This window comes from Streptomyces sp. HUAS MS02 (assembly GCF_055702265.1).
In genome coordinates this window covers 4,023,494-4,050,284 of record NZ_CM146747.1, presented here as the reverse complement: position 1 = coordinate 4,050,284, position 26,791 = coordinate 4,023,494, and the positions used below count along the sequence as shown (strand labels likewise).

General features: G+C 71.8%; 22 protein-coding genes. 15 read left to right on the top strand and 7 right to left on the bottom strand.

The genetic code is table 11. From position 1 onward, the window contains the following. Positions 1 to 118: 118 nt before the first annotated feature. Positions 119 to 1,834: a threonine/serine exporter family protein gene (locus ACZ9QC_RS17340; RefSeq protein ID WP_472920933.1), complete on the bottom strand. Its 1,716-nt coding sequence runs from the start codon at positions 1,832 to 1,834 to the stop codon at positions 119 to 121. Positions 1,835 to 1,989: 155 nt separating this feature from the next. Continuing rightward, positions 1,990 to 2,481 carry an inorganic diphosphatase gene (locus tag ACZ9QC_RS17335; protein WP_033524694.1) on the bottom strand — a complete coding sequence of 164 codons (492 nt, stop codon included), beginning with the start codon at positions 2,479 to 2,481 and terminating at the stop codon, positions 1,990 to 1,992. 79 nt (positions 2,482 to 2,560) lie between these two features. Between ACZ9QC_RS17335 and dacB the strand changes: the two genes are divergently transcribed. From dacB to ACZ9QC_RS17280, 11 genes are all read left to right on the top strand, one after another. After that, entirely contained in the window at positions 2,561 to 4,213 is a 1,653-nt protein-coding gene (gene dacB, locus ACZ9QC_RS17330; protein ID WP_472920932.1) for a D-alanyl-D-alanine carboxypeptidase/D-alanyl-D-alanine endopeptidase, read from the top strand. A 160-nt stretch (positions 4,214 to 4,373) separates the two neighbouring features. Continuing rightward, positions 4,374 to 5,498 (top strand): zinc-dependent metalloprotease, encoded by a 1,125-nt coding sequence (locus ACZ9QC_RS17325; protein ID WP_472920931.1) that lies wholly within the window; start codon positions 4,374 to 4,376, stop codon positions 5,496 to 5,498. A 190-nt stretch (positions 5,499 to 5,688) separates the two neighbouring features. Continuing rightward, the gene (tilS, locus tag ACZ9QC_RS17320) at positions 5,689 to 6,840 is read left to right on the top strand and encodes a tRNA lysidine(34) synthetase TilS (protein WP_472920930.1); all 1,152 of its coding nucleotides are present in this window, start codon (positions 5,689 to 5,691) and stop codon (positions 6,838 to 6,840) included. A 93-nt stretch (positions 6,841 to 6,933) separates the two neighbouring features. After that, a complete protein-coding gene (hpt, locus tag ACZ9QC_RS17315) occupies positions 6,934 to 7,494 on the top strand; it encodes a hypoxanthine phosphoribosyltransferase (protein ID WP_239756444.1) in 561 nt (186 codons plus the stop codon). Between the two features lie 190 nt (positions 7,495 to 7,684). Further along, positions 7,685 to 9,700, top strand: coding sequence for an ATP-dependent zinc metalloprotease FtsH (gene ftsH / locus ACZ9QC_RS17310; RefSeq protein WP_472920929.1), 2,016 nt, complete (start codon positions 7,685 to 7,687; stop codon positions 9,698 to 9,700). A 200-nt stretch (positions 9,701 to 9,900) separates the two neighbouring features. After that, positions 9,901 to 10,506 carry a GTP cyclohydrolase I FolE gene (folE, locus tag ACZ9QC_RS17305; RefSeq protein WP_184905107.1) on the top strand — a complete coding sequence of 202 codons (606 nt, stop codon included), beginning with the start codon at positions 9,901 to 9,903 and terminating at the stop codon, positions 10,504 to 10,506. Between the two features lie 76 nt (positions 10,507 to 10,582). Beyond that, on the top strand, positions 10,583 to 11,449 hold the full coding sequence (gene folP / locus ACZ9QC_RS17300) for a dihydropteroate synthase (RefSeq protein WP_472920928.1): 867 nt from the start codon (positions 10,583 to 10,585) through the stop codon (positions 11,447 to 11,449). Next, entirely contained in the window at positions 11,446 to 11,949 is a 504-nt protein-coding gene (locus ACZ9QC_RS17295; RefSeq protein ID WP_184905103.1) for a nuclear transport factor 2 family protein, read from the top strand. The genes folP and ACZ9QC_RS17295 overlap by 4 nt, the downstream gene beginning before the upstream one ends. A gap of 276 nt (positions 11,950 to 12,225) precedes the next feature. Continuing rightward, positions 12,226 to 12,585, top strand: coding sequence for a dihydroneopterin aldolase (gene folB, locus ACZ9QC_RS17290; RefSeq protein WP_316726523.1), 360 nt, complete (start codon positions 12,226 to 12,228; stop codon positions 12,583 to 12,585). Beyond that, positions 12,582 to 13,193 (top strand): 2-amino-4-hydroxy-6-hydroxymethyldihydropteridine diphosphokinase, encoded by a 612-nt coding sequence (gene folK, locus ACZ9QC_RS17285; protein WP_472920927.1) that lies wholly within the window; start codon positions 12,582 to 12,584, stop codon positions 13,191 to 13,193. Before folB ends, folK begins: the two co-directional genes overlap by 4 nt. Positions 13,194 to 13,312: 119 nt before the next feature. Next, the gene (locus tag ACZ9QC_RS17280) at positions 13,313 to 13,798 is read left to right on the top strand and encodes a DUF3180 domain-containing protein (RefSeq protein ID WP_472920926.1); all 486 of its coding nucleotides are present in this window, start codon (positions 13,313 to 13,315) and stop codon (positions 13,796 to 13,798) included. A gap of 60 nt (positions 13,799 to 13,858) precedes the next feature. Here the strand turns inward: ACZ9QC_RS17280 and ACZ9QC_RS17275 are convergent, their stop codons facing one another. Further along, complete coding sequence (locus tag ACZ9QC_RS17275; RefSeq protein ID WP_472920925.1) at positions 13,859 to 15,733, bottom strand: phosphatidylglycerol lysyltransferase domain-containing protein; 1,875 nt, start codon at positions 15,731 to 15,733, stop codon at positions 13,859 to 13,861. 193 nt (positions 15,734 to 15,926) lie between these two features. On the opposite strand from ACZ9QC_RS17275, the gene ACZ9QC_RS17270 reads away from it, so the two are divergent. After that, the gene (locus ACZ9QC_RS17270; protein ID WP_472920924.1) at positions 15,927 to 17,051 is read left to right on the top strand and encodes an alpha/beta hydrolase; all 1,125 of its coding nucleotides are present in this window, start codon (positions 15,927 to 15,929) and stop codon (positions 17,049 to 17,051) included. 393 nt (positions 17,052 to 17,444) lie between these two features. Continuing rightward, a complete protein-coding gene (locus tag ACZ9QC_RS17265; RefSeq protein ID WP_472920923.1) occupies positions 17,445 to 19,211 on the top strand; it encodes a hypothetical protein in 1,767 nt (588 codons plus the stop codon). 297 nt (positions 19,212 to 19,508) lie between these two features. Here the strand turns inward: ACZ9QC_RS17265 and ACZ9QC_RS17260 are convergent, their stop codons facing one another. Together ACZ9QC_RS17260 and ACZ9QC_RS17255 are read right to left on the bottom strand one after the other, a co-directional pair. Further along, positions 19,509 to 20,840, bottom strand: coding sequence for a PH domain-containing protein (locus tag ACZ9QC_RS17260; RefSeq protein ID WP_472921721.1), 1,332 nt, complete (start codon positions 20,838 to 20,840; stop codon positions 19,509 to 19,511). A gap of 107 nt (positions 20,841 to 20,947) precedes the next feature. Next, on the bottom strand, positions 20,948 to 21,463 hold the full coding sequence (locus tag ACZ9QC_RS17255) for a PH domain-containing protein (protein ID WP_472920922.1): 516 nt from the start codon (positions 21,461 to 21,463) through the stop codon (positions 20,948 to 20,950). 31 nt (positions 21,464 to 21,494) lie between these two features. On the opposite strand from ACZ9QC_RS17255, the gene ACZ9QC_RS17250 reads away from it, so the two are divergent. Continuing rightward, positions 21,495 to 22,655 (top strand): NADH-quinone oxidoreductase subunit D, encoded by a 1,161-nt coding sequence (locus ACZ9QC_RS17250; RefSeq protein ID WP_472920921.1) that lies wholly within the window; start codon positions 21,495 to 21,497, stop codon positions 22,653 to 22,655. 231 nt (positions 22,656 to 22,886) lie between these two features. Here ACZ9QC_RS17250 and ACZ9QC_RS17245 read toward each other — a convergent pair whose 3' ends face one another. Further along, the gene (locus tag ACZ9QC_RS17245) at positions 22,887 to 24,122 is read right to left on the bottom strand and encodes an IS701 family transposase (RefSeq protein WP_472915873.1); all 1,236 of its coding nucleotides are present in this window, start codon (positions 24,120 to 24,122) and stop codon (positions 22,887 to 22,889) included. Positions 24,123 to 24,339: 217 nt separating this feature from the next. Then, complete coding sequence (locus tag ACZ9QC_RS17240) at positions 24,340 to 25,365, bottom strand: SAM-dependent methyltransferase (RefSeq protein WP_472920920.1); 1,026 nt, start codon at positions 25,363 to 25,365, stop codon at positions 24,340 to 24,342. A gap of 151 nt (positions 25,366 to 25,516) precedes the next feature. Here ACZ9QC_RS17240 and ACZ9QC_RS17235 point away from each other — a divergent pair, with 151 nt between their 5' ends. Next, on the top strand, positions 25,517 to 26,719 hold the full coding sequence (locus ACZ9QC_RS17235) for a sensor histidine kinase (RefSeq protein ID WP_316726515.1): 1,203 nt from the start codon (positions 25,517 to 25,519) through the stop codon (positions 26,717 to 26,719). The last annotated feature ends 72 nt before the right edge of the window (positions 26,720 to 26,791 follow it).

Genomic DNA, 26,791 nt, shown 5'->3' with positions numbered 1-26,791 from the left:
CGCGCCCCGCTTTTCAGGGGCGCGGGACCGTGTCTCTTTGCGGCTCCGCCGCGTGGGCGCGGGAAGCCCCACGCACCCGCGGCCGCCAACACTCAGCGGCCCCCGAGCCCTTGGGCCCTCAGAACCCTCGCGTCCGCTTCGCCGCCTTGCGGCCCGCCCGCGCGGCCCCCGGCAGGAACAACCGGAAGAGCTCGGACCCCAGGTTCACCCCGATCGCGATGGCCATGGCCAACGCCGCGGCCTTGGTGAGCGACACCAACCCCGCGTCCACATCGTTCTGCGCGAAGCCCAACAACCCGAAGTACGTGGCCGACCCTGGCAACAGGGGCCCGATCGCCGCGGTCGTATAGGGCAGCGCGGACGCGAACCGGTACCGCGACAGCAACTGTCCGAACAGCCCCACCAGCCCCGCCGCCACGGCGGTGGAGGCCACCGGTGAGATCCCGCCCGCCTCGTGCATGGCCCCGTACACCGCCCAGGCCACACCGCCGTTGAGGGTCACCGCCAGCACGGTGGATCGTTCCTGCTGAAGCAGCAGCGCGAACGTCAACGACAGCAACATCGACGCCCCGAGCTGCAACAGCGGCCGGTCCGCGCTGCCGAGCGCCGCGTCGGGGTTCAGCTCGGCGCCCAGCTTCACACCGAAGTACAGGACCAGCAGCACCCCCACCACGATGCCCACGAAGAGGTACATGACCTCCAGGAGCCGCGCGGAGGCGGTGATGTAGAAGCCGGTCAGCCCGTCCTGCACGCCCGCCACCAGCGCCCGCCCGGGCAGCAGCGCGAACAGCCCACCGGTGATGACGGCGGACGCCTCCACGTCCACGTGCGCCACGGTCAGCGCCACCCCGATCGCCGCCGGGGGCATCGCGGCCACCAGGAACTGGTAGAACTCCGGCAGCCCGCGCCCGGAGCACAGCCACGCCAGCCGGTCGCCGAGCATCGCGCCGAGCGCCGCCGCCACGAACACGACGACGCCACCGCCGACCAGCACGGACGCGGCCCCCGCCAGCAGCCCGCTAGCCAGGGTCAGCGTCCAGCCGGGATACGGGTGCCGGTTGCGCCGTATCTCCGCGAGCCGCCGGTACGCCTCCTCCAGCGAGATCGCGGTCTCCGGGTCGCTGAGGTCGTCCACCAGCCGGAAGACGGCCGCGAGCCGGTTGTAGTCGGTGGCCCGGCGCCGGACGATCCTCGACGCCGTGACCGGGTCGTCCACCAGCGACGGCTGGTGGGTGACCGACAGCTGGGTGAAGGTCACCGTCGGCTCGCAGCGGTCGAGGCCGTAGGACCGGCACACGGCGAACATCGCCGCCTCCACGTCCTCCGCGCCCTCGCCGCCCGCCAGCAGCAGCTCGCCGATCCTCAGGGTGAGGTCAAGCACACGGGGCACGGCGGGCCCCGTGTCGCCCTCCGCGCGCGCCGGCGGCTCCGGCGCGGGCCGCTCCGCCACCGGCATCCGCAGCATCGTGCGCATCCGGTCCTGCCAGGGCGCGTCCTTGGTCAGACTGACGGCCGGGATCCCGCCGGCCGGTGTGAACGCGACCGGCGCGTGCCGCGCGCTGTAGGTCCGGGGCACGCTGAACGCGGACCCCTCGTGCTCGTCCGGGACCCCCTCGGGCGGCGCCAGCCCCTCCGGCAGCGCGAACTCGGAGGTCGTCTGCGCCTCGGCCTCCGGGCCCGGCACGTCCAGTCCGGCCGGGATCGCGAACTCCGAGGTCACCGACGCGTCACCGTCGATCCCCAGCGTGAATCCCACCGGCGCGAAGGCACTGCCCGCCTCGTCCGACACCGGCTTGCGGTCCTCCACCGGCCCGCCGTCCCCGGGCTCCGTCACTCCCACTCCGCCGCGCTCCCTGTACGACACCGCAGATACGCCTCAGTATGCGCACCGGCACTCACGGATACGCGAACGGGCCACGCGCCCCTCCCGGGGACACGCGGCCCGTTCGCGGAATCGATCGGCAAGACAGCCGACAGGCTCAGGCGGGGTCAGTGACCGCCCTGCTCCTTGAAGCGCTTGTACGACTTCTCGACCTCGGCCTCGGCCTCGGAGCGGCCGACCCAGTCGGCGCCCTCGACGGACTTGCCGGGCTCCAGGTCCTTGTAGACCTCGAAGAAGTGCTGGATCTCCAGGCGGTCGAACTCCGAGACGTGGTGGATGTCACGCAGGTGCTCCACACGCGGGTCCGTCGCCGGGACGCACAGCAGCTTGTCGTCGCCGCCGGCCTCGTCCGTCATGCGGAACATGCCGATCGCACGGCACTTGATGAGGCAGCCCGGGAAGGTCGGCTCGTCCAGGATGACCAGCGCGTCCAGCGGGTCGCCGTCCTCGCCGAGGGTGTTCTCGACGAAGCCGTAGTCGGTCGGGTAGGCGGTCGAGGTGAAGAGTCGACGGTCCAGGCGGATCCGACCGGTCTCGTGGTCCACCTCGTACTTGTTCCGCGAACCCTTCGGAATCTCGATCGTGACGTCGAACTCCACCGGTGACTCCTCCATGATCAACACATAGTTCTGGTGGTTAAGTGTCCCTCACGCAGGTGTGTGATCGCGAAAGGGGCTGGTGGTCGTGCGGGAGCCGAAGGTCTGGCAGGCCGCGAGACCGCGTGTGGTGCGGGTGGTGCACGGCGTGAAACCGGGGATCGTGCGCGTCACACGCGCCGTGAAGCCCGGTGCCGCGCGCGTCGCACGGGCGGTGAAACCCGGCGTCGTACGCGTCACGAGCGCCGTCACGGCACGTTCTTCGCAGCTCACGGCGAGCACGAAGAAGCTCACGACCCTCCAGTTCACCGCCGGCGCGGCCACCCTGGGGCTGGTGTTCTCGGCCGGGGCGGTGGTCGCCGCCGGACCCTGGGACTCCTCCGGTCAGCGTACGGCCGAGCGCGACTGGGCGGCATCGCGCGAAGGCCAGGGTGGCGCAGATCACGGACGTAGTTCCGGTACGTCGTCCGGTACGGCCGCGGGGGCGCCCAAGCCCGCGCCGAGCGCCCCCTCCGTCCTGGCTGGCCTCGGCGGCACCTCCGGCGCGGGCTCGGCGCCCGACTCCGCCGCCCTGGCGGCCCTGCTCGACCCCTTCCTGAAGTCCCCCGTCCTGGGCCCGCGCCGCGCGGCCTCCGTCGTCGACGTCGAGACCGGCGAGCAGCTGTACTCCCAGAACGTGGACGAGGCCCTGACACCGGCCTCCACCACCAAGATCGCCACGGCCGTCGCGGCGCTCTCGGCGGTGGGCCCCGACCACCGCATCGAGACCCGCACGGTCCTGGACCCCGACTCCGCCGAGGTCGTCCTCGTCGGCGGCGGCGATCCCACCCTCACCGCGCACAAGGACACCGAGGGCTACGCGAGCCTGCGCACCCTCGCCGACAGGACCGCCGACGCGCTCGACAAGCGTCACCTGAAGGAGATCACCCTCACCCACGACGTCTCCCTCTACGAGGGTCCCGAGCGGCACACCATCGGCGACAACCCCAACATCGCCCTCGTCGTCCCGCTGATGGTCGACGAGGCCCGCCTCGACGACTCCTCCAGCGGCAGCGCGACCCGCGACCCCGACCCGGCGGGGGACGCCACCGCCGAGTTCGCGGGCCTCCTGGAGGACCGGGGCATCAAGGTGAGGACGGAGGGCGCCGTGGGGGCCCCGAAGAACGCGAAGGAACTCGCCGCGGTCTCCTCCCCGCCCCTCGCCACCCTGGTCGAGCGCATGCTCACCAACAGCGACAACGACATCGCCGAGGCCCTCGCCCGCCACGTCGCGCTCGCGACGGGCGAACAGCCGAGCTTCGAGGGCGGCGCGGCGGCCATCAAGAAGGAACTGAAGAAGCTCGAAGTGCCCCTCGAAGGCGTCGAGTTCGCGGACGGCAGCGGCCTCAGCCGGGGCAACGCGCTGACCCCCGCCCTCCTCACCGCCCTGCTCGCCGAGTCGGCGGCCCCCGACCACCCCGAACTCCGCCCCGTCCTCACCGGTCTCCCCGTCGCGGGCTTCACCGGCACCCTGCGCACCCGCTACCCGAGCGACGCGACCGGCACCGGCATCGTCCGCGCCAAGACCGGCACCCTCAGCAACGTGAACACCCTCGCCGGCACCGTCGTCGACGCCGACGGCCGCCTCCTCGCCTTCGCCTTCCTCGCCACGGAGACGGAACTGCCCAACACCGACCTGGCCAAGAAGGCCCTCACGGACGCCACCTCGACCCTGGCGACCTGCGGCTGCCGCTGAACCAGGGGAAGCTGGGAGAAGCACGGGGCGCAGCCCCTGCTTCTCAGGGGCGCGGGGAACCGCGCGAGCAACCACGGCCCGCCCGCGCCCAAGTCACAACCGCACCCACCCCCACCCCATGGCCTGCCCCAAGCGGCAGCGCTCCCGTACGGTTGACAACATGACTCGTATCGGTGGTGCCGAGATGGTCGACTGGAATCTCGCGGTGGCGACCGCGACCCGGCTCGTGCGGCCGGGCCCCGAGGTGAGCCGCGACGAGGCCAGGGCCATCGTCGCCGAGCTCCGCCGACATGCGAAGGCCTCGGAGGAGCACGTCCGCGCCTTCACCCGGATGCTCCCCGACACGGGCGACGACACCCCCGTGCTCGTCGTCGACCGGCCCGGCTGGGTCCGGGCCAACGTCGCCGGCTTCCGGGAACTGCTGAAGCCGCTGCTCGACAAGATGCAGGAACGTCGCGGCAACACCCCCGGCGGGGCCGTCCTCGGCGCGGTCGGCGGCAAGGTCACCGGCGTGGAGCTGGGCATGCTCCTGTCCTTCCTGGCCTCCCGGGTCCTCGGCCAGTACGAGACCTTCGCCCCCGCGACCCGCGACCTCCCCGCGGGCGAGAACGGCGGCGGCCGACTCCTGCTCGTCGCCCCGAACATCGTGCACGTGGAGCGCGAACTCGACGTGCAGCCCCACGACTTCCGCCTCTGGGTCTGTCTGCACGAGGAGACGCACCGCACGCAGTTCACCGCCGTCCCCTGGCTGCGGGACCACCTGGAGGGTGAAATCCAGTCGTTCTTGGGGGAGACGGAGGTCGACCCCACGACCTTCCTGGAGCGCATCAGGGAGGCCGCCCAGTCACTCGCGGGTGGCCGGCCCGAGGGGGAGGTCGGCGACGACGGTCACTCGATCGTGGAGTTGGTGCAGACCCCCGCCCAGCGCGAGATCCTCGGCCGGCTCACCGCCGTCATGTCCCTTCTGGAGGGCCACGCCGACTTCGTGATGGACGGCGTCGGTCCGGCCGTCGTGCCCTCGGTCGCCGAGATCCGCGAGAAGTTCCAGCAGCGCCGCGCGAAGGGTGCCTCACGTCTGGACCAGGCGCTGCGCAAACTGCTGGGCCTGGACGCCAAGCTCAGGCAGTACAGGGACGGCGAGCGGTTCGTACGGGCGGTCGTCGAACAGGTCGGCATGGACGGTTTCAACCGGGTCTGGACCTCCCCGAACACCCTGCCGACCAAGGCGGAGATCGCCAAACCGGCGGACTGGGTCGCGCGGGTGCATCGCAAGGCGGATTCGTGAGCCGCGCGTGAGCGTGGTGAACGAATCCGGCCGACGGCAGGCGAACGCCCCTCCAATCACCCGTCCGAGGGACCGTGAGCGAAGGGTAGGCGTGCAATGCTCGGGGAACCGCCCGGTTCTGTCACCATCTACACACTCTGAGTGACCGAGCTCGGGCTCACCCCCGACAATTTCATGAAGGGAACCGGACATGGGTCCCCACCCCGCGGTCGCGGCGATACGCCTGGCGGTCCGCCGCGTACTCCACGACCTCCTCACCGAACACCACACGAACACCACCTCGCACGCGCCCGCCCGCGCGCTCCCGGGCGCGCCCTCCGACCCGGGCGCACCACCGGTGCCCACGCCCCCCACGGCCGTACCCCCCGCGGCCGTGCCCGTCGAGGTGAGGCGCGGCGGTTCCGCGCGCCCGGGATCCGCCGCACCCGAGAGCCCGCTCGTGCTCGTGGCGTGCTCCGGCGGCGCCGACTCCATGGCGCTCGCCTCCGCCCTCGCCTTCGAGGCGCCCAAGCTCGGCGTCCGCGCCGGCGGCATCACCGTCGACCACGGTCTGCAGCCCGGCTCCGACCTGCGCGCCGAGGAAGTCGCCCTGCGCCTGCGCGAACTCGGCCTGGACCCGGTCGAGTCCGTCGCCGTCACCGTCGGGCGCGAGGGCGGCCCCGAGGCCGCCGCCCGGGACGCCCGCTACGCCGCCCTGGACGCTGCCCTGGAACGCCACGGTGCCACCGCCGTCCTCCTCGGCCACACCCGCGACGACCAGGCCGAGACCGTCCTCCTCGGGCTCGCCCGCGGCTCCGGCATCCGCTCCCTGTCCGGGATGGCCGCGGTCTCGGGGGCCGACGGCCGCTACCGCCGCCCCTTCCTCCAGCTCGACCGGCAGACCGCCCGCAAGGCCTGCATGGTCCAGTCGCTGCCCGTCTGGGACGACCCGCACAACGCCGACCCCGCCTACACCCGCTCCCGGCTCCGCCACGAGGGCCTGCCCGCCCTGGAGAAGGCGCTCGGCAAGGGCGTCGTCGAGGCCCTCGCCCGTACGGCCCAGCTCTCCCGGGACGACGCCGACGCCCTCGACACCTGGGCCCGCCAGGCGGAGGCCTCCGTCCGCGACGCGGCGGGCCTGTTGGAGTGCGCCAAGCTCTACGCCCTGCCGCCCGCCGTGCGCCGCCGGATCCTGCGCCGGGCCGCCATCGAGGCCGGAGCGCCGGCGGGTTCCCTCTTCGCCCGGCACATCGAGGAGATCGACCGTCTCATCACCGGCTGGCGCGGTCAGGGGGCCATCAATCTCCCCGGCCGGGTCGTCGCCCAGCGGCAGGGTGGCAGACTGGTGATTCGGCAAGGCTGAAACCGGACGCCGACGGGGCCCGCGCGACGGGCCCCAAGCCTCCCGCACACGGGACGCGGGCGTCCGGGGCCGGCCCTGGGACGACCGAAAGTGATGCGGGTGGACGCGAAAGACATGGGCACCGACCTCAAAGAGGTGCTCATCACCAAGGAAGAGATCGACGCGAAGCTGGCCGAGCTGGCCGCGAAGATCGACACGGAGTACGCGGGCAAGGACCTGCTGATCGTCGGTGTCCTCAAGGGCGCGGTGATGGTCATGGCGGACCTCGCCCGGGCGCTGTCCACCCCGGTCACCATGGACTGGATGGCCGTGTCCTCCTACGGCGCGGGCACCCAGTCCTCGGGTGTGGTGCGGATCCTCAAGGACCTCGACACCGACATCAAGGGCAAGCACGTCCTGATCGTCGAGGACATCATCGACTCGGGTCTCACCCTGTCCTGGCTGATCTCCAACCTCGGCTCCCGCGAGCCCGAGTCCCTGAAGATCTGCACCCTGCTGCGCAAGCCCGACGCCGCCAAGGTCGCCATCGACGTGGAGTGGGTCGGCTTCGACATCCCCAACGAGTTCGTCGTGGGCTACGGCCTCGACTACGCCGAGAAGTACCGCAACCTCCCGTTCGTCGGTACGCTCGCGCCCCACGTCTACGGCGGTTGAACCGATTCCGGCTCATTCCCCGTAAGACGCTCGGGAACCCCAGCGGGTTTCGCGCCGTTGGAGCATGCGAGGACGGGATTGCAAGCAGTCCCCTGCGGCTTCGGGTGACAATGCTGGGGTACCGTCCGAAGAACAGTCTTTTATCAAACTCACTATGGCAGGAGGGACGGGGCGGCACCGCTCCGTATGGATGGACGTGAAGCGATACTTCCGTGGGCCAGTCATGTGGATCGTGCTGGCCGTCCTTGCCGTGGTCGTGTTGATGCAGGTCGTCGGCTCGTCCGGCGGCTACAAGACGGTGGACACCGGCCAGGTGGTCCAGGCGATCAATGACAACAAGGTCAAAGAAGCCAAGCTGACCACCGGCGAAGAGTCGACCATCAAGGTTCAGCTCAAGGACGGCCAGAAGATCGAGGGCAGCTCGAAGATCCAGGCGAGCTACATCGGCGACCAGGGCGTCACCCTCGCCAACACCCTGCAGGACAAGTTCCAGAACAAGCAGATCCCCGACGGCTACACGGTCTCCCCGACCAAGCAGAACGCTTTCGTCGGCATCCTGCTGTCTCTGCTCCCCTTCGTCCTCATCGTGGTCGTCTTCCTGTTCCTGATGAACCAGATGCAGGGCGGCGGCTCCCGGGTCATGAACTTCGGGAAGTCCAAGGCCAAGCTCATCACCAAGGACACCCCGAAGACGACGTTCTCCGACGTCGCCGGCGCGGACGAGGCCGTCGAGGAGCTCCACGAGATCAAGGAGTTCCTGCAGGAGCCGGCCAAGTTCCAGGCCGTCGGCGCCAAGATCCCCAAGGGTGTGCTGCTGTACGGCCCGCCCGGTACGGGCAAGACGCTCCTCGCGCGCGCCGTCGCCGGCGAGGCGGGCGTCCCCTTCTACTCGATCTCCGGTTCCGACTTCGTCGAGATGTTCGTCGGTGTCGGTGCCTCCCGGGTCCGTGACCTCTTCGAGCAGGCCAAGGCGAACGCCCCGGCGATCGTCTTCGTCGACGAGATCGACGCGGTCGGCCGCCACCGCGGCGCCGGCCTCGGCGGCGGTCACGACGAGCGGGAGCAGACGCTCAACCAGCTGCTCGTCGAGATGGACGGCTTCGACGTGAAGGGCGGCGTCATCCTGATCGCCGCCACGAACCGCCCGGACATCCTGGACCCGGCACTGCTGCGCCCCGGCCGTTTCGACCGTCAGATCGCGGTCGACCGCCCGGACATGCAGGGCCGTCTGGAGATCCTCAAGGTCCACCAGAAGGGCAAGCCGGTCGCGCCCGACGTCGACCTCGGCGCCGTCGCCCGCCGCACCCCCGGTATGACGGGTGCCGATCTCTCCAACGTCCTGAACGAGGCCGCGCTCCTCACGGCCCGCAGCGACAGGAAGCTGATCGACAACCACATGCTGGACGAGGCGATCGACCGTGTGGTCGCGGGCCCGCAGAAGCGGACCCGGATCATGTCGGACAAGGAGAAGAAGATCACCGCGTACCACGAGGGCGGACACGCCCTGGTCGCGGCGGCCTCACCCAACTCCGACCCGGTCCACAAGATCACGATCCTGTCGAGAGGCCGTGCCCTCGGCTACACGATGGTCCTGCCGGACGAGGACAAGTACTCGACCACCCGCAACGAGATGCTCGACCAGCTCGGGTACATGATGGGTGGCCGCGCCGCCGAGGAACTGGTCTTCCACGACCCGACCACCGGCGCCGCGAACGACATCGAGAAGGCCACCAACCTGGCCCGCGCGATGGTCACGCAGTACGGCATGACCGAGCGGCTCGGCGCCATCAAGTTCGGCGGCGACAACACGGAGCCCTTCCTCGGACGTGAGATGGCTCACCAGCGCGACTACTCGGAAGAGGTCGCCGCGCTCGTGGACGAGGAAGTCAAGAAGCTCATCGAGAACGCGCACAACGAGGCCTGGGAGATCCTGGTCGAGAACCGCGACGTCCTCGACAACCTCGTGCTCCAGCTGCTGGAGAAGGAGACGCTGGGCAAGGAGGAGATCGCCGAGATCTTCTCCGCCATCGTCAAGCGTCCGGCCCGGCCCGCCTGGACCGGCTCCTCCCGCCGCACCCCGTCGACCCGTCCGCCGGTGCTCTCCCCGAAGGAGCTCGCACTGACGAACGGCGCCAACGGCGCGGCACCGGCGATCACCACCAAGGCGCCCGCCGAGGCGACCCCGGAGGAGAGCGCGGAGAGCTGACGCCCCACCGATGAGAACCGGCCACCGGGAGCCCGCCGCTCCCGGCCCCGGCCGGCCTCGTCAGGCCCGGAATGACTGCCGCGCCCCCCTGGTTCTAGCCTGGGGGGCGCGGCATTTTGTATGGCCGAAAGAGGGCCGCAGAAGGCCGAGGACGAGACGCGTCATCCGTACGTGTCACAGGCTCAGGAGCGAGGCACGACATGACCGACCCCGTGACGCTGGACGGCGAGGGCACCATCGGCGAGTTCGACGAGAAGCGCGCCGAGAACGCCGTGAGGGAACTGCTGATCGCCGTCGGCGAGGACCCCGACCGCGAGGGCCTGAGGGAGACGCCGGCGCGGGTGGCGCGCGCGTACAGGGAGATCTTCGCGGGGCTGTGGCAGCAGCCGGAGGATGTGCTGACCACCACGTTCGACCTCGGTCACGACGAGATGGTGCTGGTCAAGGACATCGAGGTGTACTCGACCTGTGAGCACCACCTGGTGCCGTTCCGGGGCGTGGCGCACGTCGGGTACATCCCGTCCACCAGCGGCAAGATCACCGGGCTGTCGAAGCTGGCGCGGCTCGTGGACGTCTACGCCCGGCGTCCGCAGGTGCAGGAGCGGATGACGACGCAGATCGCCGACTCGCTGATGGAGATCCTGGAGCCGCGCGGGGTGATCGTGGTCGTGGAGTGCGAGCACATGTGCATGTCGATGCGGGGCATCCGCAAGCCCGGGGCGAAGACCATAACGTCGGCGGTGCGCGGCCAGCTCAGGGACGCGGCGACCCGCAACGAGGCGATGAGCCTCATCATGGCCCACTGACTCCCCGGTGGCCCCCTGGCCCCTCGGTGCAGGGAGCGCCGGACCACGGCCGCGCGCGGGGGCCTAGGCTTGACGCATGAGCAAGCAGAACCGGCGTGGGTGGGTGGCCGGATTGCCCCGATGGGACCGTTGTGCGGTGATGGGTGTCGTCAACGTCACCCCGGACTCCTTCTCCGACGGGGGCCGCTTCTTCGACACCACGGCGGCGGTCAAGCACGGCCTTGACATGGTCGGCGAGGGCGCGGACCTGGTGGACGTCGGCGGTGAGTCGACCCGGCCCGGCGCGGCCCGGGTCGACGAGGCGGAGGAACTGCGCAGAGTGGTCCCGGTGGTGCGGGGGCTGGCCTCCGAGGGCGTCACCGTCTCCGTGGACACCGTGCGCGCGTCCGTGGCGGAGCAGGCCCTGGCCGCCGGCGCGGCGCTCGTCAACGACGTCAGCGGCGGTCTGGCCGACCCCGCGATGATCCCGGTGGTCGCCGACGCGGGCGCTCCCTTCGTGGTGATGCACTGGCGCGGCTTCCTCCAGGGCGGCAACGTGAAGGGCGTCTACGAGGACGTCGTCGCCGAGGTGCTCCAGGAGCTGCACGCGCGCGTGGAGGCCGTCCTGGAGGGCGGAGTCGCGGCGGACCGCGTCGTCGTCGATCCCGGCCTGGGTTTCTCCAAGGACGCCGAGCACGACCTCGCCCTGCTCGCGCACCTCGACCGGCTGCACGGCCTCGGCCGGCCCCTGCTGGTCGCCGCCTCCCGCAAGCGGTTCCTCGGCCGGGTGCTGGCGGGCTCCGAGGGTGCCCCGCCGCCCGCGCGGGAACGGGACGCGGCCACGGCCGCCGTGTCGGCCCTGGCCGCGCAGCAGGGCGCCTGGGCGGTCCGGGTGCACGAGGTCCGCGCCACCGCCGACGCGGTCCGGGTGACTCGCGCCATCGAAGGGGCCCGTGAGCGGTGAGCGCTCCCCACCTCGACGTCGAACAGGTCGAACTCGCCAACCGGGCCTTCTACGAGGCCCTGGAACAGGGCGACTTCGAGACACTCTCCGCGCTCTGGCTGACCCCGGCCGACGTGGGCGTGGACGAGGAGTACCACGACCCCGCCGAGACCGGTGTGATCTCCTGCGTCCATCCCGGCTGGCCGGTGCTCACCGGGCGCGGCGAGGTGCTGCGGTCGTACGCGCTGATCATGGCGAACACGGAGTACATCCAGTTCTTCCTCACCGATGTGCACGTCTCGGTCACCGGGGACACCGCGCTCGTCACGTGCACCGAGAACATCCTCAGCGGGGGCCCGGCGCCGGACGGCGGTGACGAGCTGGGGCCGCTCGTGGGGCAGCTGGTGGTCGCCACGAATGTGTTCCGCCGCACACCCGACGGCTGGAAGCTCTGGTCGCACCACGGTTCCCCGGTCCTGACGGAGTCCGACGACGACGAGGGCGAGGAGTCGCCTTCCTGAGCGGAGTCACCCTCCTGAGGGGGCCGGTGGTCCGTAGGGCCCAAGGGGTGATTGGGAACCCGGGTGCGCGGGTAGGGGCGGCTTCCGACCCGTGAGCCGTCGCGTTCCCTGGGAGAACGCTCGATGAACCCTGTCCGTACGGAAGTGGAATCGAGTCCTCCGGGGGGTGAGCGCTGTCAGTGCCCGCAGGTAGATTCGAAGGTGGCCGGTGTGCCGACCGTGTTCGGACGACACGGAGGACATCGGCCGTTCCCGACGACTGCAGGAGTGATTCGCGTGGATCGTGTCGCGCTGCGCGGCCTCAGGGCCCGTGGGTACCACGGGGTGTTCCCGGGTGAACGCGAGGAGGGCCAGACCTTCATCGTGGACCTGACGCTCGGGCTGGACACCCGTCCGGCCGCGGCCGACGACGACCTGGCGAAGACCGTGCACTACGGGATCGTGGCGGAGGAGGTCGTCGCCATCGTCGCGGGCGAGCCGGTGAACCTCATCGAGACGCTCGCCGAGCGCATCGCCCGGGCGTGTCTGCGGCATGAGGTGGTCCAGGAGGTCGAGGTCACCGTCCACAAGCCGAACGCGCCGATCACGGTCCCCTTCGACGACACGACCGTCACCATCACCCGGAGCCGAGTATGACCGCGTTCTTCACCGGGGGTCAGAGCGACCCGACCGTCCAGCCGGTGCCGGCCTCCGTCGTGCAGAAGGTGGACGAGGCCGACACGACCCTGCACAACCCCCGCCGGGCGGTGATCTCCATCGGCTCGAACCTGGGCAACCGGCTGGAGAACCTCCAGGGCGCCGTCGACGCCTTGGAGGACACCCCGGGCGTCCGCGTCAAGGCCGTGTCGCCGGTGTACGAGACCGAGCCGTGGGGTGTGGCGCCGGGCAGTCAGCCCTCGTACTTCAACGCCGTGGTGGTGCTGAAGACCACCCTGCCGCCCTCCTCGCTGCTGGAGCGGGCCCAGGCGGTGGAGGAGGCCTTCCACCGGGTGCGGGACGAGCGCTGGGGCCCGCGCACGCTGGACGTCGACATCGTGGCGTACGCGGACGTCGTCTCCGACGACCCGGCCCTGACTCTGCCGCACCCGCGGGCGCACGAGCGCGCCTTCGTCCTCGCGCCGTGGCACGACGTGGAGCCGGACGCCCGGCTCGCCGGCCGCGGCCCGGTCGCCCAGCTCCTCGACGGCATCACCCGCGAGGGCGTGTCGCCCCGCGCCGACCTGGAACTCCAGCTGCCCGAGTAGTCGTTAAGGTCTACCGGGTCGGGGTCATCCCCGACGCCGTCGGGACCACCGGCCGGGCCGATCACCCGGCGCCCGTGGGCCCGGCGTCCGTGGACCATCGGGCTCGTCGAAGGGGCATCGTGAAAGAGCTGCGCATCAGGACGCTGGCCGCGGTGTTCGTGGTGGCCGGGGTGCTGTCCTGGGCCGGGGCCCGGCTGTGGAACTCGGTGGACACCCTGCCGAGCGTTCCGCTGGCCGCCCCCATCGTGCTCGCCCTGATCGCCGCCGTCCTGACGGCCACCGCGCTGTCCCTGCGCAGCCGGCTCAAGGCCCAGCGGGAGCGCAGGCCGGAGGCCAAGGGCGTCGATCCCCTGATGGCCGCCCGCGCGGTCGTGTTCGGCCAGGCCAGCGCCCTCGTCGCCGCCCTCGTCGCCGGGATGTACGGCGGCGTCGGCGTCTTCCTCCTGGAGTATTTGGAGGTCCCGGCCCGCCGCGATCAGGCCATCTACGCCGGGTTCTCCGTCCTCGCGGGCATCGGCGTCATAGTGGCCGCCTTCTTCCTGGAGCGCGTCTGCAAGCTCCCGGAGGACGACGACACGGGTGGCGGGGCGGCACGGGCGACGTAGCCCGGCAGGGCTCGGCAGGGCGGCGGGGGCGGGCGGCCCGTCTCGCGCGGGCCGCACCGTTCACGCCGCGCTGCGCGCCGAGTGTTCCGCCGAGCGCATCGTATGGGCGCAGGGGGCCGGAGCCTTCGCGCGGCGCCGCAGCAGGCGGGGCAGGGCGAGGTTGACGAAGCCCTCGGCCTGCATGGCGGCCAGGCCGATGCGCGGGAGGTCGCGGGAGGCGGCGTAGACGACGAAGCGCGGTTCCCAGCGGGGGCGGAACTTGGCGTTGAACTTGTAGAGGGACTCGATCTGGAACCAGCGGGAGAGGAAGACCAGCAGGCCGCGCCAGGCGCGCAGGACCGGGCCCGCGCCGATCTTCTCCCCCCGGGCCAGGGCCGAGCGGAACATCGCGAAGTTCAGGGAGACCTGCCGGACGCCCAGGCGGGGGGCGGCCTGGAGGGCCGCGACGATGAGGAGTTCGTTCATGCCGGGGTCGGCGGAGCGGTCGCGGCGCATCAGGTCCAGGGAGGCGCCGTCCGGGCCCCAGGGCACGAAGTGGAGGACGGCCTTGAGGTCGCCGTACGGGCCGGGGACCTCGTCGGCCTTGTGCGCGGTGGCGATGAGGCAGTCCCCGTCGGCCGGGTCGCCGATGCGGCCGAGGGCCATGGAGAAGCCGCGCTCGGTGTCGGTGCCGCGCCAGTCCTCGGCGGCACGGCGGATCCGGTCCAGCTCGGCCTCACCGAGGTCACGGACGCGCCGTACCCGGGTCTCGTAACCCAGCCGCTCGATGCGCTTCACCATTTGACGCACGTTGCGCATCGCGCGTCCGGCGAGGGAGAAATCCGCGACATCCACCACCGCCTCGTCGCCCAGTTCGAGGGCGTCCAGGCCGGTCTCCCGGGTCCAGACCTCCGCCCCGGTCTCCGAACAGCCCATGACGGCCGGGGTCCAGGAGTGGGCCTTCGCCTCGTCCATGAAGCGTTCGATCGCGCCGGGCCAGGCCTCGACGTCGCCGATCGGGTCGCCGCTGGCGAGCATCACCCCGGAGACGACGCGGTACGTCACCGCCGCCTTGCCGCTGGGGGAGAAGACGACCGCCTTGTCCCGGCGGAGCGCGAAGTGGCCGAGCGAGTCGCGGCCGCCGTGCCTGTCGAGCAGGGCGCGCAGCCGTGCCTCGTCGTCGTCGGTGAGGCGGGCCGCCGGGTGTTCGGGGCGGAAGGCCAGGTAGATGGTGGTGATGGCGGTCAGCAGACCGAGGGCGCCCAGGGAGAAGGCCACCGTCCAGGACGTGCTGCCGGCGTAGTCGACCGGGCCCTCGAAGCCGAACAGGCCGTAGATGACGTGTTCGAGCCGGTCGGCGAGGCTCGGGTCGCCGACCATGCGTCCGGGGTGGGCGCTGACGACGGCCAGACCGAGGACGAGCGAACCGGCGCCCATCAGCACGAAGTTGGTGAGCGCCCGCCAGCGGCTGGTGGGGTCGGGCAGGGCGCGGAACTCGTCGCGGTGGCGCAGCAGCAGGACGAGCAGCGCGAGGGAGACGAGCACACCGACGAGCGAGTGGCGGTAGGTGAACTGGGCGATCGCCCCGGCCGGGAGCAGGACCACGGCCGCCCGCCAGGCCCGCCGCTTGCGCCGGCGCAGACCGTGGGCGAGGAGCAGCAGCAGGACGCCGACGCTCAGCGAGAGGGCCGCCGCGAACGGGCCGAGCGCGCCGGGGAGCACCTCGGCCAGGGCGTGCATACGGCTGTTGCGGAAGCGGGGGAACACCCCCGCGGCGATGTCCACGAGCCCGACGAGTGTGCAGGCCCTGGCGACCAGGGCGGGCACGGCCTCGGGGCGCGGGCCGCGCAGCACGCCGCGCAGGGCACCCGGCACCGCGCCTCGGTGTGCGTCCTTCGGCCGCCGGTCGGCGCTCGGCGCGAGTCGGTCCGACCGGACCGGAACCTCACCCGACATTTCCCCATCTGTCCTGACAGACATCGCATCCCGTAGTTCCGCGAGAGAGCTTGGATCCGGCGCCTTTCCGGCATCCGGCGACATTGCGCCCTCTAGGACGGTGGCTCGGCGGGGGAGGTTCACTCCCGATCGGAAAGCTGAACCAAAAGGGCAGGGAAAGACAAGGGAAGAAAGGTCGGCGGGGGACAACCCGATGGGTCTGACAAGCAACAAGGTCCTGGTGTTGGCGGTGCTGTCCGCCGTGCTGCTGTTCGTCGGCACGGTGTGGCTGTGGCCGCGGCTGGCCCGGCGCGGGTGGCGGGCGGTCGGCGGCCGGATCGTCGTCCTGCTGGCCACACAGATCGCCGTCTTCGTGTCGGTCGGCCTCGCCGCCAACCAGGCCTTCGGGTTCTACGCCAGCTGGGCCGACCTCCTCGGCCGGGAGACCGGGCAGGGGGTGGTGGTCGACCACGACGGGGCCGACGCCGGGGGTCCGTTGCGGGTCGTCGACACCCAGCAGGTGAACGTGGCCGGGGGCGGCCGTCCCGCGGTCGGCGGCCAGATCCAGAAGGTCGAGATCGTCGGCCGTACGAGCCGGATCGCGAGCCCGGCGTACGTGTATCTGCCGCCGGAGTACTTCCAGCCCCGGTACCGCACCCGCACCTTCCCCGCCGCGGTCGTCCTCACCGGCTACCCGGGCACCGCCGAGGCGCTGATCAAGGGGCTCCACTTCCCGCAGACGGCCCACGCGTTGGCCCGGGACGGGAAGGCGCAGCCGATGATCCTGGTGATGCTGCGGCCGACCGTGGCGCCGCCGCGCGACACCGAGTGCGTGGACGTCCCGGGCGGGCCGCGGACCGAGACGTTCTTCGCCCGGGATCTGCCGGACGCCGTGGGCCACCACTACAGGGTCGGGAAGAGGCCAGGCAGTTGGGGCGTCATCGGCGACTCGACCGGCGGCTACTGCGCGCTGAAACTGGCCATGCACCATCCCCGGGTGTTCGCCGCCGGCGCGGGCCTCTCGCCGTACTACAAGGCGCCGATCGACCCGACGACGGGCGATCTCTTCCAAGGGAACAAGACACTGCGGAACGAGGCGGACCTGTTCTGGTATCTGAAGCACCGTCCGGCGCCGGACACCTCTCTGCTGGTCACCAGCAGCAAACAGGGGGAGACCAACTACAAGGCCACGCTGAAGTTCATCGAACAGGTGAAGGAGATGCGGCCGACGCGGATCTCGTCGATCATCCTCGACAGCGGCGGGCACAACTTCAACACCTGGCGCCGGGAGATCCCGGCGACGTTGCAGTGGATCAGCGGGCGGTTGGGCGACCGGTGAAGTGGGCCGGTGAGGGGCGTGTCGGTCACGGCACGGCGACGGGTCGGCGACGAGTTCGGTAACGGTTCGGCGGCGGGTCCCGCAATTCGCGGAATTCACCGGAGGGGAAAGAGACGGATGCGGCCAAGGTGTATCCGGATTCAATGAGGTTGATCCAGAGGAGGAGCCGCCGGTGGGCGCATTGCCGCGCCCGCGGGGAGGAACCCTGTGAAGGCTTGTGAGAGGTGAGAGGGGCGGCTGAGTTTTTGCGTCCCGGGGCACCATCATTCGCCTACGCGCGGTAAGTTTCTGGCCATGCCACGTGGACGTCACCGCCATTCACCGCCTCTGCACAGGCTGCTGCCCCCCACGGCGATCGCAGGCGTCTCGCTCGTCTGCGCCCTTGGGCCATGGATGTTCTCCGAGCCGGCGGTGCTCAGGGTCACCGCCGCCGTCGCCGCGGCGACCGCGGCCGTGGGCGCGGCGGTCATGCGCCGCTGGGACGTCGAGGCGGGCAAACGCGTCGCCGACCTCACGCGCGCGCGTGCGAGCGACGAGTGGCGTCACGAGGAGAAGGTCGCCGAACTGGAGACCGACCTCGACGAATCCCGTGAGCTGCGCACCAAGCTGGAGCACAAGCTCCGCGCCAAGCGCACCGAACTGGCCAACCTCCGCAACGAGCACGCCGCGCTGCTGCGGCGCTACGCCACGGCCGAGACCGAGCGGGCCAGCGCCCTGGAGGGCCGCCGTCTGCTGGAGATCGAGACGACCGCCCCCGAGGACGCACGGGCGTTGCCGGCGGCGGATGCGGACGAGGACGACGGCGACGGCGGGACCGCGGCGGCGTCCCGGACCTCGACGGTGCCGCCGCAGGGGACTCCCGCGCCGGGGGCGCCCTGGGCTTCGTGGGAGACGGCGGCCAAGGCCGCTGCGGCCAAGGCCGCTGCGGCCAAGGCCGCAGCGGCGAAGGCGGCGGCGCAGGACGGGAAGGGCGTGAAGGGCGGGGCGGGTGCGGGTGCCTCGGCGGGTGCCGGTGGCGGTGCCGACTCGGGTGCGGGTGCGGGTACTTCTGCGGGGCGGGCCGAGGCCGAGGAGGAGGGCTCGGGGGAGGAGACGTCGGCCCCCACGGTGTTCTCGCCGGCCGGTTCGTCGCTCTTCCTGCGCGCGAACTCGGCGTTGGACCGGATCATCACCCAGCGGGGCTCGGTGAAGGGCACGGAGGACGCCGGGGCCGCCGCCGAGGCGGAGGGTGCCGCCGAGTCCGTAGCGGCGGGGGACGCGGACGAGTCCGCCGGTGAGCGTGCTGGTGAGGGCGTCGGCGAAGCCGCTGACGAGTCCTTCGGCGCCGCCGTGGACGACCCGGTCGACGCACCGGAGGACGGCACGGTCGGCGAGCAGAACGGCGAGTCGGCCGAGACCTCTGCCGAAACCAGCCGGCCGACCGAGCCCACCCAGGCCGCCGCCGCACCCGGCACGGTCACCGAATCCGCCGAATCCGCCGAATCCGCCGAATCGGCCGCACCAGCCGAATTCGCCGACGGGACGGCCAAGGGCGCGGGCGAGGTCGAGGGCAAGGCCAAGGGCGAGGGAGCGAAGGGCGGTTCCCCGAAGGGGCCTTCCCCCAAGGGCGATCCGGACGGGCCCACGGACGGGGGCACCCGGCAGGGACGTTCCGCCGAGGCGGAGGAGGAGCCCGTTCCGGTGCTCACCGCCGAGGAGGGCGACGCGGTGGGGAAATCGGTGGCGACCCGGGGGCATGAGCGCGCCGCCGGCGGCCCCGTACCCGTGGTCGCCGCACCGGCCGGCTCGACGGGGGTGGAGGAGCTGACCCGCGTGGAGCCCTCGGGGCGTGTGGAGCCGGTGGTTCCGCCGGTCGGTCACTTCACGGTGCCCACGGCCGTGGCGGTCGTCCCGGAGGCGCCGCGCCGACGGATGGCCGTCGAGGGAGGGTTCGACTTCTTCGGTACGCAGAAGTCGGCGGACGCCCTGGAGGCCGTGCAGAACGAGGATCTCGCCGACGTGGTCGGTCAGGAGGCCCTCGCGCTCCACAAGGCCGAGTCGGAGGCCCGGTTCAAGCGCGCCGACGAGGCATCCCGGGGGATCGGCCAGGTCATCGACCTCACCGCCCACGACGAAACGGAACAGATCGACGTACAGGGCCTCCGCACAGCGGCGTCCTGACCACCGACCACGCGCCCGCCTCCGGCCGCCCGCCCCTCCAGGCGGGCGGCCGCACTGTTTGCCCGGCCGCCCGGCCGCCCGACCCTCACTACCCTCCCTACCCGTCCTCGCGGGCAGCCGGGGCCCGGCCTATGCCCCCCGCGCCCTGCCCCAGCCCCAGCTGAGGGCAGTCGTGCCGTTGGGGAGGCACGGGTGGGCGCAGGCGGTGCCCGGCGAGCGCCGGTGAGCGGGAACGGTCCCCCGCCCGGCCCAAGCCGTGGGTCCCGGGCAGGCGGAGCTGCAGGACCCGCCCCGCCCCTACGCCATCCACCGATCCGGCAACGCCTCGCGCCGTCCCGTGCGGGACCGTTCCGCCTGGGCCCGCAGCAGGGCCGCCGCCTCGGCCGCGTCCCGCAGCCGTGCCGTCACGGTCTTGTTGGCGCCGGTGTCGACGTGGACGTCGGCGAGCCCCTTGTACCGCTTCCACGGCCCCTGCGACAGCCGCACGCTCTGCACCTTCGCGTGCGGTACGAGATCGAGCCGGCGCCGCAGCAGCCCGTGCCGCGCCGCAAACACCGCGTCGCTCACGGCCAGCCCGTACCCCCGCCACCACCACGGCACGCACCACCGCGCGCGCCCCGGCGGCCGTACGAGCGCCGTGGCGTCCGGCACGCTCACCCCCGGCAGCACCCGCGCGATGACCGACTCGGCCACCTCACGCGGCGCGACCGGCAGCAGGACGGAGTCGGTCGAGCCCGCCACGTCCAGCTCGACCCGGACCCACCCGCGCCGCCGCCACAGCAGCGGTTCGACGATGCGCACCGTCTGCACACGGCCGGGCGGCACCGTCTCGTGGTTCCGGTCGAGGAGCCCGTGGTCGATGCGGAGCCCGTCGGGGGAGTCGCCGACCGTCCAGTCGTACTCCCCGACGAACCGCCCCACACTGCTCGCCCCGGCCGCGCCGAGCAGCGGCAGCGCGGTCGCGAGGACCGTCCACACGCTCTCCGTGGCGAACCACAGCACGGACGGCACGACGACGGCGGCCACCAGGGTGCCCCAGGTCGCGCCGGTCAGGACGAGGGACATGGCGAGCACGCCCGCCGGGACCTTCAGCAGCTGCCGTACGGGCGCCTCGCCCACCTCGTGCGCGGTCTCCGGCGCGAAACCGGCCGCTCGGGCCAGGAGTTCGGCCCGTAGCGCGCCGGCGTGCGCCTCGCCGAGATAGGCCAGCTCGTCCTTCTTGTCGGTGCCGACCACGTCGAGTTTGAGTTTGGCGACGCCCGCGATCCGGGCCAGCAGCGGGCGGGTTACGTCAATGGCCTGAATGCGTTCGAGACGGATGTGGGCGGTGCGGCGGAACAACAGGCCGGTACGGATGCGCAGTTCGCTGTCGGTCACCGCGAAGTGGGTGAACCACCAGGTCAGGAAGCCGTAGAGGGCGACGGCCGGGACGAACACCGCGAGCCCGATCAGCAGGGTCGACGTGTCGAGCCGCATCAGCTGCCGCTGTGCCCCGTCCGGATCGTGCACCCCCCACCCGATCAGCACGGCCACCGGCGCCCAGGCCCGCCGCAACGGCGTCACCGGATGCAGCCGATGCTCGACGACCGGCTTCTCGGCCCCGGCGGCCCCGCCGCCGTCCGCCCCCACGCCCTCCGCACCGCCACCGTCAGTCCGTACGGCCGCGTCCTCCACCACGCCCTCAACCTCCACCGCGTCGTCCCCCAGCGCGCCGCCCGCGTCCGATGCCGGCACCGTCACAGCCCCGCCGATCGGGCCTCGCCCAGCTGCGTGAGGTGGTCGCGCAGGCGTTCGGCCTCGGCCGGGTCGAGGCCGGGGATGCACGCGTCCGTGGCCGCCGCGGCCGTGTGCAGCTGCACGCTCGCCAGGTTGAAGTGCCGCTCGACGGGACCGGAGGTCACCTCGACCAGCTGCATGCGCCCGTACGGCACGACGGTCTCCTCGCGCCACAGCACACCCCGGCTGATCAGCAGGTCGTCCGCCCGTTCGGCGTACCGCCACGATCGCCAGTTGCGCCCCAGCATCGGCCAGCCCCAGAGCAGCAGCGCCAAGGGCAGCAGCGCGAACGCCGCCCAGGGCGGCCCCGCAAGCCAGCCCGGCAGGACGGCCGTCGCGACGGTGATCGGCACCAGCCACACCACCAGCAACAACCGCCTCATCCGCAACAGCCCCGGCGGCAGTCCGATCCAGACCGGCTCGTCCTCCGCCCGCCCCGCGCCGTCTGCCAAGGTCCCCACGCTCCCCGTCTCCATTCCGCCAGCGTACGTACGACAGACTGTGTCCATGACTCCCCCGACGGAGACCCGAGAGACGACGGTCGGTATCGGCGGTGCCGCCGAGAGCACGGACATGGTGCTGAACATCGGCCCGCAGCATCCGTCCACGCACGGTGTGCTGCGGCTGCGGCTGGTCCTCGACGGCGAGCGCATCCGGCACGCCGAGCCGGTGATCGGCTATATGCACCGGGGCGCGGAGAAGCTCTTCGAGGCGCGTGACTACCGGCAGATCATCATGCTCGCCAACCGCCACGACTGGCTCTCCGCCTTCTCCAACGAACTCGGGGTCGTCCTCGGCGTCGAACGCATGCTCGGTATGGAGGTCCCGGAGCGCGCGGTCTGGATGCGCACGCTCCTCGCCGAGCTGAACCGCGTCCTGAACCATCTGATGTTCCTCGGCTCCTACCCGCTGGAGCTCGGCGGCATCACTCCGGTCTTCTACGCCTTCCGGGAGCGCGAGGAGCTCCAGACCGTCATGGAGGAGATCTCCGGCGGGCGCATGCACTACATGTTCAACCGGGTCGGCGGTCTGAAGGAGGACCTGCCGGCGGGGTGGACCGCACGCGCGCGTGGGGCGGTCGCCGATGTCCGCTCCCGCATGGACGTCTTCGACGACCTGGTGCTGGGCAACGAGATCTTCCGGGGCCGCACCCGGGACGTGGGCGTCCTCTCCCCGGAGACCGTGCACGCGTACGGGGTCAGCGGCCCCATCGCCCGCGCCTCCGGTGTCGACTTCGACCTGCGGCGCGACGAGCCGTATCTGGCGTACGGCGATCTCCAGGACGTCCTGAAGGTCGTCACCCGTGACGAGGGCGACTGCCTCGCCCGCTTCGAGTGCCTGCTGGAGCAGACGCACAACTCCCTCGCCCTCGCCGACGCCTGCCTGGACCGTCTCGCCGAACTCCCGCCCGGCCCCGTCAACCAGCGGCTGCCGAAGGTCCTCAAGGCCCCCGAGGGACACACCTACGCCTGGACCGAGAACCCCCTCGGCATCAACGGCTACTACCTCGTCAGCAAGGGCGAGAAGACCCCGTACCGCCTCAAGCTCCGGTCCGCCTCGTACAACAACATCCAGGCCCTCACGGAGCTGCTGCCGGGGACGCTGGTGGCCGACATGGTGGCCATCCTGGGCTCGCTGTTCTTCGTGGTGGGGGACATCGACAAGTAGCCGCTCCCCGCCTTCCGCGACAGCTCCCCGCCTTCCGCCCCGGCACCGCCCGCGCCCCGCGCGAGCGGGTCCGAGGGCCCGCCACGGCCCTCCCGGCCCTAGTAGTGCTTCGTTAGGTTGTGGGCTGTCTGCGGCGTCTCCGAGGGCTGGGTAGGGGGCGGCCGCAGGTGGTGCAGGTACCGGTCCAGCACCTCAGCAGGTCCTGAAGGACGTCGAGGACCTGGTAGAGGGTTAGGCCGGTGTGCGGACTTTTGGGTCGAGCCGCCGCAGGGTGAGGAAGGCCTGGGCGGCGGTGACGAGGGTGACGTGGTGGTGCCAGCCGCGCCAGGTGCGGCCCTCGAAGTGGTCCAGCCCCAGGCCGTGCTTGAGCTCGCGGTAGTCGTGCTCGATCCGCCAGCGCATCTTGGCCCATCGCACCAGGTCAGCGGCCGGTGTGGTGGCAGGCAGGTTCGATATCCAGTAGTCCGTGGGAGTGTCCTGGCCGTCCGGCCACTCGACAAGGAGTGTCTGGACAGGCAGGACGCCGTCCCACCGGTTGCGGCCGCCGCCCGCCTCCTGGGCTGCGGCCAGGGACTGCTTGCCCGCGGGCCGCACCCTCAGCACCGCGAACCGTGAGGTCATCGCGCCCTTGCTGCCCTGCCTCCAGGTCACCTCGGTGAACCGCTCTGCCCCCGCCTGTGCTGCGAGGACACAAACGGCTCGCGGTGGGGTGCGGTAGCGGGGAAGGGTGGGCGGTCCGAGCCCGCCATAGGCAGGCCGGCCAGGCTCGGCATCCTCCGCATGGGCGACTTCCTTCCCGGTCAGGGCCAGGACATAGGCCAGCCCGCGCTCCTCCAGACCGAGCCGGAAGGGGGTGCTGACGCCGTAGCCGGCGTCGGCGACCACGACCGGCGCCTTCAACTGCCAGGTGGCGAGTGTGTCCAGCAGGCCGAGCGCCAGACGCCACTTCTCCCGGTGCACCACGCCGTCGGGGACGCCTGCCCTGCGGCATCGGTCCGGCTCGTCCGTCCACTCACGCGGCAGATACAACTGCCATTCCAACGGGCACGAGGCGGTGTCGGTGGCGGCATGGACACTGACCGCGACCTGGCAGTTCGCCCGTTTGCCGACCGCTCCGCAGTACTGGCGGGCCACCCCGACCGACGCCGTGCCGCACTTGGGGAACGACACATCGTCGATCACCCACACCTCGGGCCCGACAACTTGGGACAGCCGCTCGGCGATCCGCCGCCTAACCGGCAGCGGATCCCACGGTGACTGGCTCACGAACTGCTGCAGGGCCTGCATGTTCCCGTCCGGCAGACGCTCGGCCATCGGCTGGACCGACTTGCGCCGACCGTCCAGCATCAGACCCCGCAGATAACACTCGCCCCACCGCCGCTGATCACGCCGCGACAACGACCCGAACACATCGGCAACGAACTCCGCCAACTCACCCCGGAGCCGTTCCACCTCCCCCAACCTCACCCGAGGAAGCTGCCCACGAACAGCCGAGATCACCCAACGTAACGAAGCACTACTAGGGCCCTTCTGATGGATCTCCGCGGCGTCGCGACGCCCGGCACGCCCTCTCGCCGCACCGGGCAAAAGCCCTAGTAGCTCCGCTACGAGGGCTTCCGCCCGGCACGCCGAGAGCACGCACCGACCGCCGCTCCTTCTCCCACGGAGATCCATCAGAAGGGCCCTATGCGAGCGGGTCCGTGATCCCGACCGGCTGCAGGAGCCATCCGAAGTCGCCCAGGCCGCCCGGCGCGGTCAGTTCGGCGGCCTCGCCCGCGCCCGCCAGGGCACGTACGTACGCCGCCGGGTCGGTGGTCGCCAGGGAAAGCGGAGGGCGCCCGCCGGTGACCCCCAGGGCGCGCAGGGCCTCCCGCTGGGTGAGCAGCCGGGCCCCCGGCAGCGCGCACGCGTCCAGCGCCACGTGCGCGGTGATGTCGCACGAACCGTCCGGGACCGGCGCGGTCTCCCGCCCCTCCCGGAACCCGGTGAGCGTCCCGAAGGGCGGCCGGGAGCCGGCGAGGTGCGCGTAGTCGACGGCGACGGCCAGCCCCCGCTCGACGCCCGCCACGGCGGCGGCCCACGCCCGGTCCCGGGGCAGTCCGACCTCGGCCCGCAGCCCCTCCTCCGGGTCGAGCGGCCACCACCGGTCCAGCCACTCGGCCTCGGCCCCGCCGACGGGCTCCCCGAGCACCTCGCCGCCGTCCTCCCGTACGAGCACCAGTCGTGCCACGCCTGCCGCGTCCACCTCGACGACGTCCACGGGCACGTTGTCCAGCCACTCGTTGGCGAACAGCAGCCCCGTGACGCCCCCCGGCGGTTCTGCGACCCACTCGATGCGGTGATCCAGGCCGGGCGGTCGGTCGGCCAGTTCGACGGCGTACGCGCGCGTGCGTTCCGCCACGTCGACGGGCAAGGCGTCCAGCACCCCGGACACCAGCTCCCCGCGCCCGGCCCCCATGTCCACGAAAGCCAGCTCGCCCGGCCGCCCCGCCTCCTCGTCCACGCGACACAGCAGCCGGGCCACGGCTGCGGCGAACAGCGGGGAGGCGTGCACGGAGGTCCGGAAATGGCCGGCCGGCCCCTCCGGCCGCCGGTAGAAGCCCTCGGGCCCGTACAGCGCCCGCTCGGCCGCCGCCCGCCAAGGCCGCGCCTCGTCGGGCGCGCGGGGAACTGCGCGGTCACCCCCACCCGACCCGCGGCCGCGGACCAACGCGCCCTCCCGAGTTCGTAGGCGATTCGTCACAGCGCCAGGCTAAGCGGAACGGACAACAACGCCTCCACCTTGGGGAGTACATGCACCCGTCATGGATCGGCCCTCCGGTTGACCCCGGCACACCGCCCGCTTCCCTACGCTGGGTTACGTGCAGCGCCTCTATGACTTCCTCCGCCGACACCCGACATGGGTCGACAGCTTCTGGGCCGTCGTCCTGCTCGGGGTGACCCTGGCCGGCGGAGCGATCGACCCGGACTACGCGCGTGACATGAACGAGACCGCGTTCGTGGTGATCACGCTCGTGCTCTGTCTGTCGATCGCCCTGCGGCGCCGTATGCCCGAGAAGATGCTGATGCTGGCCGCCGCGGCGGGCATCGCGCAGCTGATCCTCGACGTGCCGAGAATCCCGGCCGACTTCGCGATGCTCGTGGTCATCTACACGGTCGCGGCGAACGGCGCCCGCTGGGCCTCCTGGTTCGCCCTGGGCGGCGGCCTGTGCGCGGCGTCGCTGGGACAGCTGCGCTGGACCGACGACGACACGAGCACGATGGGCAACGCGGTGCTCGCGCTGTTCCTGACCGTGCCCTTCGCCCTGGCCTGGGTGCTCGGCGACTCGCTGCGCACCCGCCGCGCGTACTTCGCGCAGCTGGAGGAGCGCGCCGCCCGGCTGGAGAAGGAGCGCGAGGCACAGGCCAAGGTCGCGGTCGCCGCCGAGCGCGCCCGGATCGCCCGTGAACTGCACGACGTGGTCGCGCACAACGTGTCCGTGATGGTCGTCCAGGCCGACGGCGCCGCGTACGTCCTCGACGCCGCCCCCGACCAGGCGAAGAAGGCCCTGGAGACGATCTCCTCCACCGGCCGCCAGGCCCTCGCCGAGATGCGCCGCCTGCTGGGCGTGCTGCGCACCGGTGAGCACAAGGAGGTCGGCGAGTACGTCCCGCAGCCCGACGTCGAGCAGATCGACGACCTGGTCGAGCAGTGCCGAGTGGCCGGGCTGCCCGTCGACTTCAAGATCGAGGGCACTCCGCGCCCGCTGCCCAGCGGGGTGGAGCTGACGGCGTACCGCATCGTCCAGGAGGCCCTCACCAACACCCGCAAGCACGGCGGCCCGAACGCCGGGGCGAGTGTCCGGCTGGTCTACTTCGACGACGGCCTCGGCCTGCTCGTCGAGGACGACGGCAAGGGCGCGCCGCACGAGCTGTACGAGGAGGGCGGCGCCGACGGCCAGGGGCACGGCCTCATCGGGATGCGTGAGCGCGTCGGTATGGTCGGCGGCACGCTGGACGCGGGCCCCCGCCCCGGCGGCGGCTTCCGGATCAGCGCCCTGCTGCCCCTGAAGCCCGCGCACTGACACGGCGACACGGCCGTGCCGGCCGTTGACACCTGTAGACCCGATATCTGCAGACCCGGCACCTGTAGACCC